The following is a 14,887-nucleotide window of genomic DNA, read 5'->3' as shown; positions in this document are numbered from 1 at the left end:
TGGCCTCGATCTTCTGCTGGTGGGGACCCAGCATGTCGGTGGCGGTGCCGCTGCCCCCTCCCTGATGAGGCGTGTAGGTGTAGTTGAGAATGGCCGGCTCGGAACCACGGTTGGTCAGAGCCAGCTCCGAGGTGAAGTGGGAGTTGCTCTTCCCCCTCGAGTCCAGCACCACCGGGACGAACTGGGTCATGGCGTCCGTGCCGGTCGCCGGCCCATAAAAGCCGGAGCCAAAGATAAAGGGCGGGAGTATATTTTCAAGTCCGGGGAAGCTATACATGCGTACGAAGGCGGTCTTGGGAATCTCGGCGCTGTCGGAGTCATCGGCGGGATCGTCGAAGTGATACTCGACGAAGGCGCCGTCCGGGCTCGATTGGACCGCCTCGATGATCTTGAGGAAAATGGGTTTTCCGGTAACGGCATCGATGTATCTACCGGTGGCCACTACCAACTCGAACTGTTGCGGAAATGCCGCGTGAAACCAGACGTATCCGGTGGTATCCAGCACATAGAGGTAGACGGAACCGTCTCTCCAGGGTCCCTCCTCCTGCCTGAAGGCGCTCTTCATTCTTGTAACAGCTCTAGTGCCTTCCCTCGCGTAAACGTTACTTACGAACTCAATCGCCCCGTTCACGAAGGCCTTGAGGGATTCCCGATCCGTCACGTCACTGGCGGTGACCGCCGGGGTGTCGGCAGGATCGAAAACGACCGGCTTCAGGTGAGACTCCTGTATGTCGAAGCCGGCGGTCAGGATTGACGGGGCGTTAAAAATACTATGGAATCCGACAGCGTAACCGCTCAACGGCATATCCAAGACTCCACCGTCAGGGTTTGTGAACGATTGAGTGTCTGTATCAAAGCCGGCCGCAGCGACGATTGCCATGAAGACTTCCTCACGGAGTTCCCTGCCGGAAAGAGCCATATTGCCGTGATGACGCAAAACGGTTCCATGGACATCCAGGGTAACAACGTAGATGGAACCGGACTTCCAATCTCCCTCAAGCCTGAAAACACACGACGCATACGCTAACTCGTCTCGGCTCAAGTCCTGCCTGTAGTCTCTGGCTTCCAGCGCGAAGCTCTTCAGGTTGGCCGGGTTCGGGTTCGCTTCCACCTCACTGGCGGTGATGCTGGGGGTCGGCGCCTCATCGATCCCTTCCTGGCGATGGCACTCCACCTGCGGCTGGGCTACGGCGGGGGGCGCCTCGGTGAAGAGACCAGCCAGAACTAGACTGCACCCCAAACGAACCATCCAGGACGATCGCCTTCCCGTCATGACTACCTCCCTATTGACACTTCCAAGATGTGACCCCGCACGGCGACCACGGGCAGAAGATAATAACAACTAAGTATGAGTAAAAAGTGAACCTTATATCTGAATGGGTGTAAATTAAGTGTGCTTCTACTTTCTTGTGTCGCCACCACCCGAATCCGACCAGGAGTGAGCCAGTCAGGCGTGAATGCTGGCGCGGTGCACCATTGGATCCAAACGCTGCACGGGAACGCCACAGCGAACCTCTCGCGGTGGTGACCGTGACCGCCATCGTGGCTGCCTCCGGTTCCAGGTCTGGCGCCGTTCCGGACTGTGATCGGGATAGACAGCCCTTGACCGCAGCCAATCTCGATCCATCGATCACCACGTCGAGCGCCGGAACACCCCGGTGAATTCTGCAGTCCTGGAGGAGGACAGAGACCGGCTCCAAGCGACGACTGGAACGGGCTCGGGGCTGGATATCCTATGGAATTCGGAAAGGGTCACTGTGTGCCGATAGAAGGGTGATACCGGGACAAGAAGGACAATTTGCGCCATCTGGGGGGAGCGGGTAACACAGAAGGTTTCCCTGAACTCCTTCGGCCTCAAGAGGCTGCAAGAAACATCCTGCCTCCGGCATGCGGATGGACGGACCAGTGGCAGTGACTGGAGCGACCCGCCTGAAATCCCGCCTCGTTCGGCACAGAGGAGAGGGCGGGTAACAGGTGTTTGCCGTCCCTCTCCCGGAAGTCGCTACCGTCCCAACAATTCCTGCGGAAAGGCCGAAATGATGAAAACCCGGACCCGGGTTGTCCTGCTCAACCTGGCCTGCCCCAGGCGAGGTCGCCTTGCTGGACTTGGCGCGGGCAACCGATCCCCTGGGCCAGGCAACGCGCCCATTCCAGGACCGCCCCCAGGCGCGGGAGCCACCCGCTTGCCGGTGGCTACCTTGCGGTGCCAGAGGGGCGTGAGGATCTCAAGTAGATCGGCGCTCGTGACCTCGAAGACCGGCACCTTGCCGATGTACGAGAGGCTGACTCCAGCGATGACAACGTGCGGATTTGCGGATGTTCAGGACTGCAAGCCAGCCGTCTCCGGGAATAATCCTGTGCATCCTGCGCATCGATGTAAATAAACCATCTGTTCAGGCTGGATTTTGAACTGCTTGCAGCCAACAGAAGTCATGGTACGAACGCCCACCCGGGGCGCGGGCTGGGTTGCCGGATCGTAGCCCTGCCGATGTGGCAGAGCCGTCACGCTTGGTGGCCCTTCGTCGTTCTTCGTGTCACTCCGTGGACTACTCTTTTTCGGTTGTTTCAGGCAAGGGTGTGCTCGGCCCCGTTCAGGAGAAGAACGCCAGCAGAATCCAAAGCACCAGGCCCGAGGAGATGATCAGCAGAATGCAGACGGTGGTGATCGCCAGTGAAAGGATACGAAAGAAGGTTTCCAGGAACCGAAATGCCGGGAAATCCAACAGATCGGTCTCCAGTTCAGGCGGTTGCTCCGGTTCCTTTGGATCCGATTGTTCCACCAGGTGAAGGCGTGCTGCGGGTCTGTTCATGGGTCGATTCCGGGTGGCTTGCTCAATATAATGACCGGCACCTATGAAATAGTACCGCTCAATCTCTCGAGGATCATCACCCCGAAAAAATAATTCCAGGCGGACCGGATGACATCGGCCCACCCACCGCGCGACTCCGGTGGGAGCTCCCGCTGTCCTCCGCGGCACCGCGCGTGTCGGCTTGCGTCTGAACCCACGGCCGTATACAGTGTTTCTCGGAAGTCGTCTTCCTGCCGGCCGCGCAACCTCCGGGCGGCTCGACCGAACGCAAGCCGTATGGAGGGACCGTGTGACTTCAGGACCCAGGAGGCCCGTTGGGTGGTCGGCTGTGGCGGCGCTGGCGGTGCTGTTGCTGTACGCCGCCTGCATTCCGGTGGGAGAGGACACCATAGAAGTCACGGCCTCGGCCTACAATTCCCACCCCAACCAGACCGATGAAACTCCCTACGTAGCCGCTTGGGGAGACCGGCTGAAACCGGGCATGAGGTCCATCGCCGTCTCCCGGGACCTGATTCCGCTGGGGTTCGTTCGCGGAGCAAGGGTGAGGATTGAGGGGTTCCCCGGCCGGCGCTTCGTCGTGCTGGACAAGATGCACCGCCGCTGGCGCCGGCGCATCGACATCTACATGGGTGACGACCTCGAGGCGGCGCGGAAGTGGGGAAGGCGCAGGCTCCGAGTTCACTATTTCTCCAGTTGGATACGGAAAAGCGCCAGGCCCGACAAGCGCTGAAGAGGAGTGGGGAAGCGTGAACCAGACAACCTACCGGGCGGGAATCATCGGTCTGGGGTTTATCGGTGCCGCCGACCAGACCTCCGGCGATGCCCTGGGGCAACAGGTGGAGAACCTGGACGGCACCCACCTTGGGGCGCTTGCGGGAAACCCGAGAATCCAACTGGTGGCGGGAAGCAGCCGCGATGCGGGACGCCGGGCCCGCTTCGAAGAGCGCGCCGGGGTTGGCAGCTACGCCGACTGGCGGGAGATGATTGCCGCCCAAACCCTCGACCTGGTGAGCGTGGCCACCTACACACCGGTGCACGAGGAAATCACCGTGGCCTGCGCCCGCGCCGGAATCCGGGCCATCTACTGCGAAAAACCCATGGCCTCCCGCGTTTCCGAGGGAGATCGGATGCTGCGGGCCTGCCGGGAGTCGGGATCTCTCCTGGCAATCAACCACAACCGGCGCTTTCATCCCAACTATCGCCGCCTGCGCGATCTGATCGGCGAAGGGGAATTGGGTGAGCTGACCTCGGTCAACCTGCAGTGGAGCAGCGGGCGCCTGGGCAATGTCGGCACCCACCTGTTCGACGCCCTCCGCATGGTGACCGGGCGGCAGGTGGAAGCCGTCTCGGGAACCCTGGATCTGGCGGGGAAGCCCGATTGCCGCGGTCCGGCCTTTCAGGACCCCGGCGGATGGGGCTTGATGCGCCTGGAGGGCGGTGTGATGGTCACCGTGGATGCCTCCGACTACGCCAGGGTCCCCATGAGCCTGAGCATCAACGGAAGCAGGGGGCGGGCCCTGACCGGAGGGGACGAAGTGTGTCTGGAGTTCTGGGATGGCCGGCAGGAACAGTGGCCCAGCCTGCGCGGTCAGGCCACCGGGATGGACCGGGCCGTGCAGGAGATCGTGGCCTGGCTGGACGGCCGCGGGGCCTTTGCCTACGACGCCGGAGAAGCCCTGCACGTCCTGGAAAGCATCGTGGCTTTCCACGTCTCCCACGACCGCTCGGGCGCCTGGACCCAACTGCCGCTTCAGGGAGAGGACCGAAACCGACTGCTGAACAGCGGCTAGCCTTTGCCCGCTATCTCAGGCGCCCAGGACTCGGTCCAGCGCCTTGTCCATGGCGGCGATCAGCCCGCTGATGTGCTCGTTCCCCATGGGCAGCGACAAGGCGCACATGCTGAGGGTGTGGCTCAGGAAGTAACCTTCCCTCAGCAAGGCCAGAAAGACCTGGTGGCTCAAGGCCCGGTCGGCTCGGGCCAGGTCGCGATAGGTCTCCAGCTTGCCCTCGACGAAGTAGATGCTGAAGACCGAGCCCGTATTGATGGCCTGGGCGTGCACGCTCCGGCGGGCGAAGAGGTCGTTCAACCCGGCGGTCAATCGGTCCGCCAGGCCGTTGAGGTGGTCGAAGGCCGAAGGCGTCAGTTCTCGCAGGGTGGCCAGGCCGGCAGCCATGGTCATGGGGTTGGCGCTGAAGCTTCCGCTCTGGGAAAAGCCTGTCGGCCCCCGGTTCGGATCCAGCAGGTCCATCAGGTCGGCCCTGCCTCCGAAAGCCCCCACCGGAAACCCTCCCCCCACGATCTTCCCGAAGCAGGTCAGGTCCGGATCGATTCCGAATTGTTCCTGCAGACCCCCTCTGCCGGCGCGAAAGCCGACAATTTCGTCGAAAATCAGCAGGAGCCCGTGCCTGCGGGTGATCTCTCTCACGGCGCGGGCGAATTCCGGCCGAACCGGGAGCATCCCCGCCTTGGGGTCGAAGATGACGCAGGCCAGGTCCCGGGCGTGTTCGTCGATCAGGCTGGCGACGGCGGCCTCGTCGTTGTAGGGGAGCACCAGCACCTCGCCGGCCGCGTGGGGCGACATCCCTCCGGCGCCTGGCACGGAATGGGGTGCCTGGACCGGTCCGGCCCGGTCCAACGGCGGGAACACGCTGACTTCCACCGCGTCGTGGCTGCCGTGGTAGCCGCCTTCGAACTTGGCGATCCTGGACTTGCGGCTGAATCCCCGGGCCAGCCGGACCGCGTGCAGGGTGGCTTCGGTGCCGGAGTTCACGAACCGCACCCGGTCCAGGCTGGCGACCCGGCGGCACATTTCGGCGGCCATGTCGGTCTCGATGCCCGTCGGGGCGCCCAGGGCGGTTCCCTGGTCCAACTGGGAGCGAATGGCCTCTATGACCTTGGGGTGGTTGTGGCCCAGGATCTGGGTGGAGTGGTGGTTGGCGAAGTCCACATAGCGGTGCCCGTCGATGTCTTGCAGGAAGCACCCCCGGGCTCTGGACATGGTCAGGGGGTAGGGCTGAAAGAAGTAGGCGCCCTTGGCGGGACCGGCCGTCACCGGCACACCCCGTCGAAAGGCATCGGCTGAATTGGGTGTGCGCCTCCTGTATTCTTCTTCCACCGAGATTACTTGCTCCGTCATGATGGTGCCCTTTCCGAAATTAACCGACCGAGCCCTTTGCCTGACGTCCCGTACCTGCGGAATCTTACAAAAGGCTCAACCAATGGTGGAACTCCGATCCTGCTTCAGGCCAAACAGCGCCATGCCGTTTGTACCAGTTTCCCGCCCCCGGGCGCCAGAGAAACCTCGACGAAAGAGGCGCCGTCCGGCTTTTGACTTCAGCAAGACCTTGCCCTAAAATCGACCGAACGCGGCTTTGTCCAAGCCATTCTCCAGCCGGGTGACATGATTATGCAAATTCTGGCGAGGCCTCTTGTCCCGGCCATCCTTGCCGTCGTCCTGGGCTCAATCTTCGCAGCCCCGGCGGTGGCGGAGGAAGAAGAGAGGAAGCAGAACCCCTACAAGGGGAACCCGGACGACATTCTGGTCGGAAAAGGCCTCTTCCGCTATTACTGCGCCGGCTGCCACGGAATGGAGGGCGGCGGGGGATTCCGCGGGCCCGACCTGGTTCGAGGGCAGCTCACCCATGTTGTAGACGATCACGACATGCTCGAGGTGGTGAGGAACGGAATCCAGGGAACCCAGATGCCCGGCCAAACGCTACCCGACAGCAATCTGTGGCGCATGATCGCCTTTATCACCGATCTCCGGTCCAAGGCTCAGCCTCAGGATTTGAGCGGAAACTGGAAATCGGGGCGTGAGATCTTCAGCGGCAAGGGCTTTTGCTCCGGCTGCCACATGGTTCGGGGAGAAGGAGGGCGCTTGGGTCCCGACCTGACAGGCATCGGAAATTCTCGCCCCTGGGAGTCGTTCCTGGAAGCCATGCGGGACCCCAGCGCTCAGTTCAAGAATGTCCTACAAGCGGACGGACGGATGGCGGGCGGCTACGAGTCGGTCCGCCTGGTGACCTCCTCGGGAAAGGAGATCACCGGTGTCGTCCGCAACGAGGACACCTATACCATCCAGGTGCTGGATCGGGAGGAGAACTACCACAGCTACCGCAAGAGCGAGCTGCGGGAACTCACCCACCTGGACCATTCGCTGATGCCGGCCTATTCGGAAAGCGCGCTTTCCGACCAGGAATTGATGGATCTTCTGGTATTCCTCACTCGGCCGACCGCGGATTGAAAGCGTAGAATCAGGTGAGTTCCAGCTATCCGGACAGACCCGATGCGGGCGGTTTCTTCCCGGGCCGGCCGGCTGGCGGAGGCATCCTGTCCGAAGAGGAGAGCCAATGACTCGATCATGGTTTGTGCCGGCAATGTGCCTGTCGCTGATGTTTCCCGGCTTGACCGGCTTGTCCCGGGCCGGAGAGGTAACCAGCGAACGATTGGTGCGGGCAATGGATGAGCCGGAGAACTGGCTCACCTACCGCGGGGATTACAGCGGCCGGAACTACCGTCCGCTCAAGCAGATTCACAAGGGCAACGTGAACGACCTGCGGGTCGACTGGGTGTTTCAGACCGGCGTGGGGGCTGCCGCCAAGTTCCAGACCGTACCCCTGGTGGTAGACGGGATGATGTACATCACGGCTCCCTACAACAACGGCTATGCCCTGGACGCTCGAACGGGTCGGAGGCTCTGGAGATACCAGCGCAGCCTGCCCGACCAGAGCCTCTGCTGCGGGCCCATCAATCGGGGATTCGCCCTGCTGCGGGACAAGCTGTTCATGGCCACCCTCGACTCCCACCTGGTGGCCCTGGACACCAAGACCGGAAACGTCCTCTGGGACATCGAGCGGGCCGACTACCGAATCGGCTACAGCTCCACCGGGGCTCCTCTCATCGTCAAGGACAAGGTCATCATCGGAACCGGAGGCGGCGAATATGGAGTCCGCGGTTTCCTGGACGCCTACGACCCCGATACAGGAAAGCGGCTGTGGCGGTTCTGGACCATTCCGGCGGCCGGAGAGCCCGGCTCGGAAACCTGGTTGGGAGATTCCTGGAAGACGGGCGGGGCGCCGACCTGGATGACGGGAACCTACGATCCTGAGCTGGACCTGCTCTACTGGTGCACCGGGAATCCGGCCCCCGATCTCAACGGGGAGACCCGCCTGGGCGACAACCTCTACTCTGCCTCAGTGGTGGCGCTGGACCCCGACACCGGCAAGATGCAGTGGTACTTTCAATTCACGCCTCACGACGTCCACGACTGGGACGCCAACGAGGTCCCGGTGCTGCTGGATCTCGAAATGGACGGCAAGGCCAGAAAGCTGATGGTCCAGTCCAATCGCAACGGTTTCTACTACGTCCTGGACAGGGAAACCGGAGAGTTCCTCCACGCAAACGCGGTGGCTCGGGTCACCTGGGCCTCAGGAATCGACGCCAACGGGCGGCCCATGGTGCTTCCCAACACCGCCCCCACTCCGGAGGGAAACCGCCAGTGCCCGGGAATGGGAGGAGGGTCCAACTGGATGGCGCCATCCTACAATCCCGATGCCGGTCTGCTCTACGTGGTGGTCCGCGAGGAGTGCACCGACTACTTCAGCAGCGAGCAGGAATTGGAGCCGGGCCACTTCTGGCTGGGGAGCTTTCCTCAGGTTAAGCCGGACGAAGATACCTGGGGCGTGGTCAAGGCCCTGGTGCCCACCACCGGGGAGGTCAAGTGGGAGTTCAAGTTCCACACCCCGACCTGGGCAGGGACGCTCTCCACCGCGGGAGGGCTGGTGTTCGTGGGCGACATGGACGGCTATCTCACCGCGCTGGATGCCCACACCGGCAAGAGCCTGTGGCAGTTCCAGACCGGGTCGCCCATCACCACCCACCCCATCACCTACATGCTGGACGGCAAGCAGATCGTGGCCGTGGCCGCCGGCAGCAATCTCTTCACCTTCAGCCTGTCGCCCTGAGATTGGGTTGATCTACTCGCGTCGCTTCCAGGTTTCGAAGTTCCACAGCTCCGAATCCCAGGCGTTCATCCAGACACCCTCGATGTCATTGGAGTGAGCCGATACCGATCCCCGGTGAACCAGAGGGACGATCGCGTAGCTGCCGACCAGCAGGTCGTTGAGCGCAATGGTGATCCGGTTGCGCCGTTCCATGTCAACCGTGTTCTGGAGCTCGGCGAAGAGCCGATCGTATTCGTCTGACTGGAAGCGCGGGACGTTCGAGCCGCGATAGGAGTTGGCCGCCCGGGCGATCTCGGTGGTGACCCAGGACCCCAGGTAACTCTCCGGATCCGGGCTGATTCCGCTGTTGGCGTACATCTGAACGTCGGCGTAAAACTTGCCCACGGTGTCCGGACTGGTGATGTCACCACCGAAGAACACGCCGGGATTGACATGCTTCAGCCTGGTCTCGATGCCGAGTTCCGTCCACCAGCCCTTGATCAGTTCCTGGGTGGTCTGGCGCACCGAATTGGTCGAAGTCTGGTAGAGGATCCTGAGGGGAACCCCTTCCCGCTCCCGCACGCCGTCGCCATCGGAATCCACGATCCCGGCATCGTCCAGAATCTTCTTGGCCAGATCCATGTTCTGAACCAGGCATTCGTCGTTGTTGGTGGATGCCTGGGAGGGCGGCGCAGGCCAGACATTGCAGGTCGGACGCCCGGCCTGCTCGCCGTAACCGGTCCTGCCCAGGGTGTCGCGGTCGATTGCCAGTGAGAGGGCCCGCCCCACCACCGGATCGGTCAGGAATGGGTGCGGGTTGGCGCCGTCGGCGTACTCCGAACGTAGATCGCCCAGGCTCGGGTCCGGGTTGGTCTGGTTCATCAGCAGGCGCTCGACTGTCGTGCCGAAAGCAGAGACGATGGTTCCACCGCCGCCCTCTGAGATCGAAGCCAGGACTTCGGGTTCAACCTGGAGGTTCCAGGCATAGTCGGCCTGGTTGAGCTCAAGAACCGATCGTGCCGCGGCCTCGGCCGAACCGCCGCCCTTCAGGATCACTTCACCGAAATAGGGAAGACCCGACTCTACGCCCCGGTAGCGGGGATTGAACCGGTAGTGGATGGTGCCGTCTGAGCCGAAGTCTGACACGAGATAGGGACCCGTGCCGATGGGTCCCAGGTTCTCGTCGGTGCAGCCGGCCGCCGCCTCGCCCAGGCAGTCGGCGAACTGCGCGGCTTGCAGGATCGGGCTGACGCTGGACACGAACGGGTCATAGGGGAATGACGTCGGTTCAACGAAGGTGATGGTGACGGTTCGCTCGTCGACGGCGTCGACAGAGGCCACGTTTTCGAAGGCCCGAGCCCGGGAGCAGCCACCTCCCGGAGCGGTGCAGTAGCGCCAGGTAAAGACGACGTCGTCGGCGGTCACAGAGGTGCCGTCTGACCAGAGCGCATCATCCCGGATTTTCCAGGTGATGCTGGTCCGGTCGGCGGAGAAGCCGCCGTTCTCGGAGGTCGGCAATTGTGTGGCGAGTACGGGGACGATCTCCCCGTCCGGAGTGTACTCGGCCAGCGGCTCGATGACCAGCGATGCCGCTTCGACATCCTTGGTGCCACGGGACAGGTAGGGGTTGAGAATGGTCGGCGCCTGCCAGTAGAGAAGGGTGGCGCTGCCCCCCTGGCCCGCACCCTGAGTGTCGTCGCCTGGTGGAGAACCGGAGCCTCCGTCATCTTCATTGCCCGATCCCGATGGAATGTCTTCCGGATAGTAGCCGGCGGCGAGCAGGATCGGCATATCGAAGACCATGATCCTCTTGACGAAAGTCACCTTGCGGGCCTGCAGTCCGGTAAAGGGATTGCGCGTCGAGTAGTAGAGAAACGACTCTCCGAAGGTATTGGCGACGCTCACGATGTCCCGGTCGCCGAAGGTTCCGACAAAGCTCGGATCCAGTTCGGATATGCCGGTGCCGAAGGGGTGACTGTAGGGATCGCCGGTGAAGAGCGCGTTGCCGAAAGTGTCCAGGCCGAACAGGTAGACCGAACCGCTTCTCCAACGGGGATCGAACGACAGGGCGACGGTGGAGAAATATCCCCTCGATTCCAGATCCATGGCGGCGCAACGGACAAACTCCTGCAACCTTGCCCGGGAAGGGTCGGCGTCCAGCATGGCGGCGTTGACCTCGTCCCCATGGCAGGTGCCCGGAATATCCCGGCGGTATATCCCGGCGCCGATCATGGAGGGCACTCCGTTCCAGTCGATGGCCTTGAAGTAGGAAGACTTCGGCTCTTCCCGGCCGGTCACAGGATTGGCGAACGCATAGTAGACCCAACCTTCGCCGAATTGACTGATGACACGGTTCCCTTCCACGGCGAAGTCGCCGCCGTAATTGTCGATCAGAGGTCCGTGCGGCCTCCCCTCCCTCGAAGGGTCGGGTGGGAAGACGAAATACCGAGCTGCCCCTTGGGCCGGCGTCTGTTCGACGACGACAACATAGATCGAACCACTCCTCCATCGCTCTTCCTCGTGGAAGGCCCGCCGGGCCGCCTCGGGGCCCACTTCCTGAACCAGCTCGTAGGCGCATTGAACGAATACTCGAACGTCTTCCTCTGTGCGCACGGCACCGGCTACGACAGAGCTGTCCGCGCAGGTCGGCGCATCGCTGCCAACCTCGGCGCCGACAGCCGGCGCGGCGACCACAAGGATCAAGAACAAAGGCAAACAATACAATGGGTCTCGCATGGCTTTATGTTTTGGGAAACAGGGAAAATGGTAAAGAAGGCATACGCGCAACCGCGACATGTCAGACCGGCTCATCCATGCCTCCCGACCTCGAGCGCACAATGTGGTCCGTGCCTTTTGACGGGAGATCGCGTTCTCGCCGGCGCTTAAGCCTACATTCAAGGAGTCGGTGGAAGCAATGCAGATGCGTGGGTCGGAGGCTGTTTGCAGGAACAAGGTGCGGGCCTCCCGCCCGAACATAACCCGCCCCTAACTACCTCACTGCTGTCATTGGATGATGCCCACCCGGGAGCGCGGGCGTCCCGCCCGCATCCTTGTTTCTGCCTGGGTTTTGCCCCGCGCCATCTAACCGGGGCTGCGCAAACGGCTACTCGCCCCTCAACCCTCCGCTTTCGCCATCAGTTCGTTGTAGGTGTCGGAGGCGGCCTTGAGTCGCGTCAGGGCCTCGTCGGGGAGGGTGAGCTGGGTGCCCTTGAAGTTGTCCTCCACGTGCTCGGGCTTTTCTCCTCCGGAGAGGGCGCTGGTCACCTCGGGATGAGAGAGCACCCAGGCCACGCACACCTGGGGGCGGCTGACGCCCAGTTCTTCGGCGACCCGGTCCAGTTCCTGGATCACGCCTGTCAGGGGAGATCCCTCCTCGGGCTCCCGGCCCGGCACCAGCCTGCCTTCTCCCAGCGGGCTGAAGGCCATCAGTCCCAGGTTGCCCTTGCGAATCAGCGGGAACAGCTCCTCGCTCATGAAGTCGCGGCGGGCGCCGGACACGATGTTGTAGTAGTCCTGCAGGCCGGCGAGGCGTGATTTTCCCGACCTGTCCGGCCTCATTCCGATCTCGATCAGCTCGTCCACCTGTTTGGCCAGGTGGCTGGAAACTCCCCAGTAACGGATCTTGCCGGACTGAACCAGGCTGTCCATGGTGTCGGCGATCATCTCCATGTGCTCCAGGGTCGCGGTGCCGGCGGGCGGCTCCGGACGTTGGCTGGACGGAGTAATCGCGTCGGGGGCGTGCAGCAGGTAGATATCGATGTAGTCGGTGTTCAGGCGTTTGAGGCTGGCTTCGCACTTCCGGGTCAGGATCTCCTTGGTGAAGACCAAGGGTTTCTCGCCGGCGGGATGCGGCGAGCCTTTGGTGGCGATCACCACCTCGTTGCGCCGTCCGGCGACTCCGTGCCCCAGTGCGGTTTCGGATCCTCCCATCCCGTAGCCTTCGGCGGAGTCGAAGAAGTTGATGCCGATGTCGATGCAGTGCCGGATCAGCTTGTGAGCCTCCACGTCCCCGCCCTCGCGGCTGAGGTGGCGCCGGAAGGCCGTGCCCTGGCAGTGCCTGGAGACCCAGAGGTCGGTGTGGCCGAACTGCACCAGGTGAGAGGGACGGCTGGTGGGTTCGGGCGGCGGTGGCGCCTGTTGGCAACCGGACAGCGGAGCCAGTACCACCGAGCCGGCAGCCGCTCCGCAAGCCTTGAGGAAGGTCCTGCGATCGGTCGGACTGTCGACGGCACGGGAAGACAGGGGACGTAGGGGCATGGTGGTTTACCTCGCAGGAACGGTTGTATTGCGATTGCGATTAACCCGCATTTCTAAACGGGATGTTCGACCTAATTTGAGAACTTTTTTCAGTAGAGCCTTTTGCAAAATTCGCAGCGGGGCAGGTCATTGTGCCGTCAATCCCGAGGTTCTGCCATTTTCATTATCGGGTGCGCCCGGGTGAAAAATGCTGTTTAACCACAAAAAGCACAAAAGTCACAAATTGTGTTTTTGTGCCTTTTGTGGCCATTCCCGGCAAACGACCCGATGCCGAATTTTGCAATAGACATCAGTACGGTGCTGGTCCTATTGTTCTGCCTTGCGGTTACGCTCTGTGCCGGGCGCGCCTTGGCTTGTCCTTTTCCTCTCAACCCTCGGCTTTCGCTTTGGCCATCAGCTCGTTGTAGGTGTCGGAGGCGGCCTTGAGCCGCGTCAGAGCCTCTGCCGGCAGGGTGAGCTTTGTGCCCTTGAAGTTGTCCTCCACGTGCTCGGGCTTTTCCCCTCCAGAGAGGGCGCTGGTCACCTCGGGGTGAGAAAGCACCCAGGCCACGCACACCTGGGGGCGGCTGACCCCCAGTTCTTCGGCGACCCGGTCCAGTTCCTCGATCACGCCGACTAGGGGAGATCCCTCCTCGGGCTCTCGACCCGGCACCAGTCTGCCTTCGCCCAGAGGGCTGAAGGCCATCAGCCCCAGGTTGCCCTTGCGAATCAGCGGGAACAACTCCTGGCTCATGAAGTCCCGGCGGGCGCCGGACACGATGTTGTAGTAGTCCTGCAGGCCGGCGAGGCGTGACTTGCCGGACCTGTCGGCCCTCATTCCGATCTCGATCAACTCGTCCACCTGCTTGGCCAGGTGGTTGGAAACTCCCCAGTAGCGGATCTTGCCGGCCTGAACCAGGCTGTCCAGGGCGTCGGCAATCTCCTCCATGTGTTCCAGAGTCGGGGTGTCGTGAGGCGGCGAGTATTGTTCGCTGGAGGGAGTGAGCTTGTCGGCGCCGTGCAACAGGTAGATATCGATGTAGTCGGTTTGCAGGCGATTGAGGCTGGCTTCGCACTTCCGGGTCAGGATCTCCCGGGTGAAGACCAGGGGCTTTCCGTCGGCGCCGCTTGCAGCGGCCTTGGTGGCGATCACCACCTCGCTGCGCCGTCCGGCGATTCCGTGCCCCAATGCGGTCTCGGATCCTCCGTGCCCGTAGGCTTCGGAGGAGTCGAAGAAATTGATGCCGAGGTCGATACAGTGCCCTATCAGCTTGTGGGCCTCGGCATCCCCGCCCTCGCGGCTGAGATGGCGCCGGAAGGCCGTGCCCTGGCAGTGCCTGGAAACGTAGAGGTCGGTGTGGCCGAACTGCACCAGGTGAGAGGGACGGCCGGCAGGCTCGGACGGCGGTGGGGCCTGCTGGCAACCGGACAGCGGGGCCAGCACCATCGAGCCCGCGGCCGCTCCACAAGCCTTGAGGAAGGTCCTGCGGTCGGTGGGACGGTCGACCTGATGCGAAGACAAGGGACGTTGGGGCATTGAGGGTTACCTTTCTGGATTGGTGTTATTGCGGTTGCGGTGAAGCCGAGACCGTGGCCGGCGGGAAAACGTCAACCGGCCGTTGAATGGGAACACCCTGGACAGGCGGGCTTTGGGCTGCCCGGACGGTGGATGACCGCCTTGCCGGGAGCCCCTAAAATCCTTCAGGCGGGGTGGCTTGTCAAGTCTTTTCAGGGGCGCTGCCGGTAGTATGTGAACTGTCCGGTGTCGATAGCAGGCGAAGTGTCCGCTTCCGGGGGACGCCGAACCTGCCGCCCCCCGCCGTCCGGGCGCCGGTCGGGTCCTCGGACCTGGAGGCCAAACGCTTGACAGGTGAATGGCCCCCCGATATTCTCCGGGT

At 62.6% G+C, this 14,887-nt stretch carries 10 protein-coding genes; 4 read left to right on the top strand and 6 right to left on the bottom strand.

The features are described from left to right. Positions 1 to 1,273: hypothetical protein (locus tag OXI69_11540; protein MDE2666773.1), on the bottom strand; the 1,273-nt coding region annotated here is incomplete at its 3' end. A 1,318-nt stretch (positions 1,274 to 2,591) separates the two neighbouring features. Beyond that, complete coding sequence (locus tag OXI69_11535) at positions 2,592 to 2,810, bottom strand: hypothetical protein (protein ID MDE2666772.1); 219 nt, start codon at positions 2,808 to 2,810, stop codon at positions 2,592 to 2,594. Positions 2,811 to 3,099: 289 nt separating this feature from the next. Here OXI69_11535 and OXI69_11530 point away from each other — a divergent pair, with 289 nt between their 5' ends. Together OXI69_11530 and OXI69_11525 are read left to right on the top strand one after the other, a co-directional pair. Beyond that, complete coding sequence (locus OXI69_11530; GenBank protein ID MDE2666771.1) at positions 3,100 to 3,540, top strand: hypothetical protein; 441 nt, start codon at positions 3,100 to 3,102, stop codon at positions 3,538 to 3,540. A gap of 16 nt (positions 3,541 to 3,556) precedes the next feature. After that, the gene (locus OXI69_11525; protein ID MDE2666770.1) at positions 3,557 to 4,600 is read left to right on the top strand and encodes a Gfo/Idh/MocA family oxidoreductase; all 1,044 of its coding nucleotides are present in this window, start codon (positions 3,557 to 3,559) and stop codon (positions 4,598 to 4,600) included. Positions 4,601 to 4,615: 15 nt separating this feature from the next. Here OXI69_11525 and OXI69_11520 read toward each other — a convergent pair whose 3' ends face one another. Further along, on the bottom strand, positions 4,616 to 5,947 hold the full coding sequence (locus OXI69_11520; GenBank protein ID MDE2666769.1) for an aspartate aminotransferase family protein: 1,332 nt from the start codon (positions 5,945 to 5,947) through the stop codon (positions 4,616 to 4,618). A 270-nt stretch (positions 5,948 to 6,217) separates the two neighbouring features. Between OXI69_11520 and OXI69_11515 the strand changes: the two genes are divergently transcribed. Together OXI69_11515 and OXI69_11510 are read left to right on the top strand one after the other, a co-directional pair. After that, positions 6,218 to 7,054, top strand: coding sequence for a c-type cytochrome (locus OXI69_11515; protein ID MDE2666768.1), 837 nt, complete (start codon positions 6,218 to 6,220; stop codon positions 7,052 to 7,054). Between the two features lie 106 nt (positions 7,055 to 7,160). Then, a complete protein-coding gene (locus OXI69_11510; GenBank protein MDE2666767.1) occupies positions 7,161 to 8,774 on the top strand; it encodes a PQQ-dependent dehydrogenase, methanol/ethanol family in 1,614 nt (537 codons plus the stop codon). A gap of 12 nt (positions 8,775 to 8,786) precedes the next feature. On the opposite strand, the gene OXI69_11505 is transcribed toward OXI69_11510, so the two are convergent. The 3 genes from OXI69_11505 to OXI69_11495 form a co-directional block, all read right to left on the bottom strand. Continuing rightward, a complete protein-coding gene (locus OXI69_11505; GenBank protein ID MDE2666766.1) occupies positions 8,787 to 11,366 on the bottom strand; it encodes an ABC transporter substrate-binding protein in 2,580 nt (859 codons plus the stop codon). 501 nt (positions 11,367 to 11,867) lie between these two features. After that, positions 11,868 to 13,010: an aldo/keto reductase gene (locus tag OXI69_11500; GenBank protein MDE2666765.1), complete on the bottom strand. Its 1,143-nt coding sequence runs from the start codon at positions 13,008 to 13,010 to the stop codon at positions 11,868 to 11,870. A 367-nt stretch (positions 13,011 to 13,377) separates the two neighbouring features. Then, positions 13,378 to 14,526, bottom strand: a complete 1,149-nt coding sequence (locus OXI69_11495) for an aldo/keto reductase (GenBank protein ID MDE2666764.1) — start codon at positions 14,524 to 14,526, stop codon at positions 13,378 to 13,380. Between the last annotated feature and the right edge of the window lie 361 nt (positions 14,527 to 14,887).

This window comes from Acidobacteriota bacterium (assembly GCA_028875575.1).
Classification (GTDB): domain Bacteria; phylum Acidobacteriota; class Terriglobia; order Versatilivoradales; family Versatilivoraceae; genus Versatilivorator.
Note: the sequence above shows the minus strand (reverse complement) of the source record. Positions and strands in the feature narration are given on the sequence as shown.

What these genes read in the sequence shown, in the direction of transcription:
- OXI69_11510 (MDE2666767.1), top strand. Translation starts at nt 7,161, where the DNA reads ATGACTCGATCATGGTTTGTGCCGGCAATGTGCCTGTCGCTGATGTTT.
- OXI69_11515 (MDE2666768.1), top strand. Translation starts at nt 6,218, where the DNA reads ATGCAAATTCTGGCGAGGCCTCTTGTCCCGGCCATCCTTGCCGTCGTC.
- OXI69_11495 (MDE2666764.1), bottom strand. Translation starts at nt 14,526, where the DNA reads ATGCCCCAACGTCCCTTGTCTTCGCATCAGGTCGACCGTCCCACCGAC.
- OXI69_11535 (MDE2666772.1), bottom strand. Translation starts at nt 2,810, where the DNA reads ATGAACAGACCCGCAGCACGCCTTCACCTGGTGGAACAATCGGATCCA.
- OXI69_11520 (MDE2666769.1), bottom strand. Translation starts at nt 5,947, where the DNA reads ATGACGGAGCAAGTAATCTCGGTGGAAGAAGAATACAGGAGGCGCACA.
- OXI69_11500 (MDE2666765.1), bottom strand. Translation starts at nt 13,010, where the DNA reads ATGCCCCTACGTCCCCTGTCTTCCCGTGCCGTCGACAGTCCGACCGAT.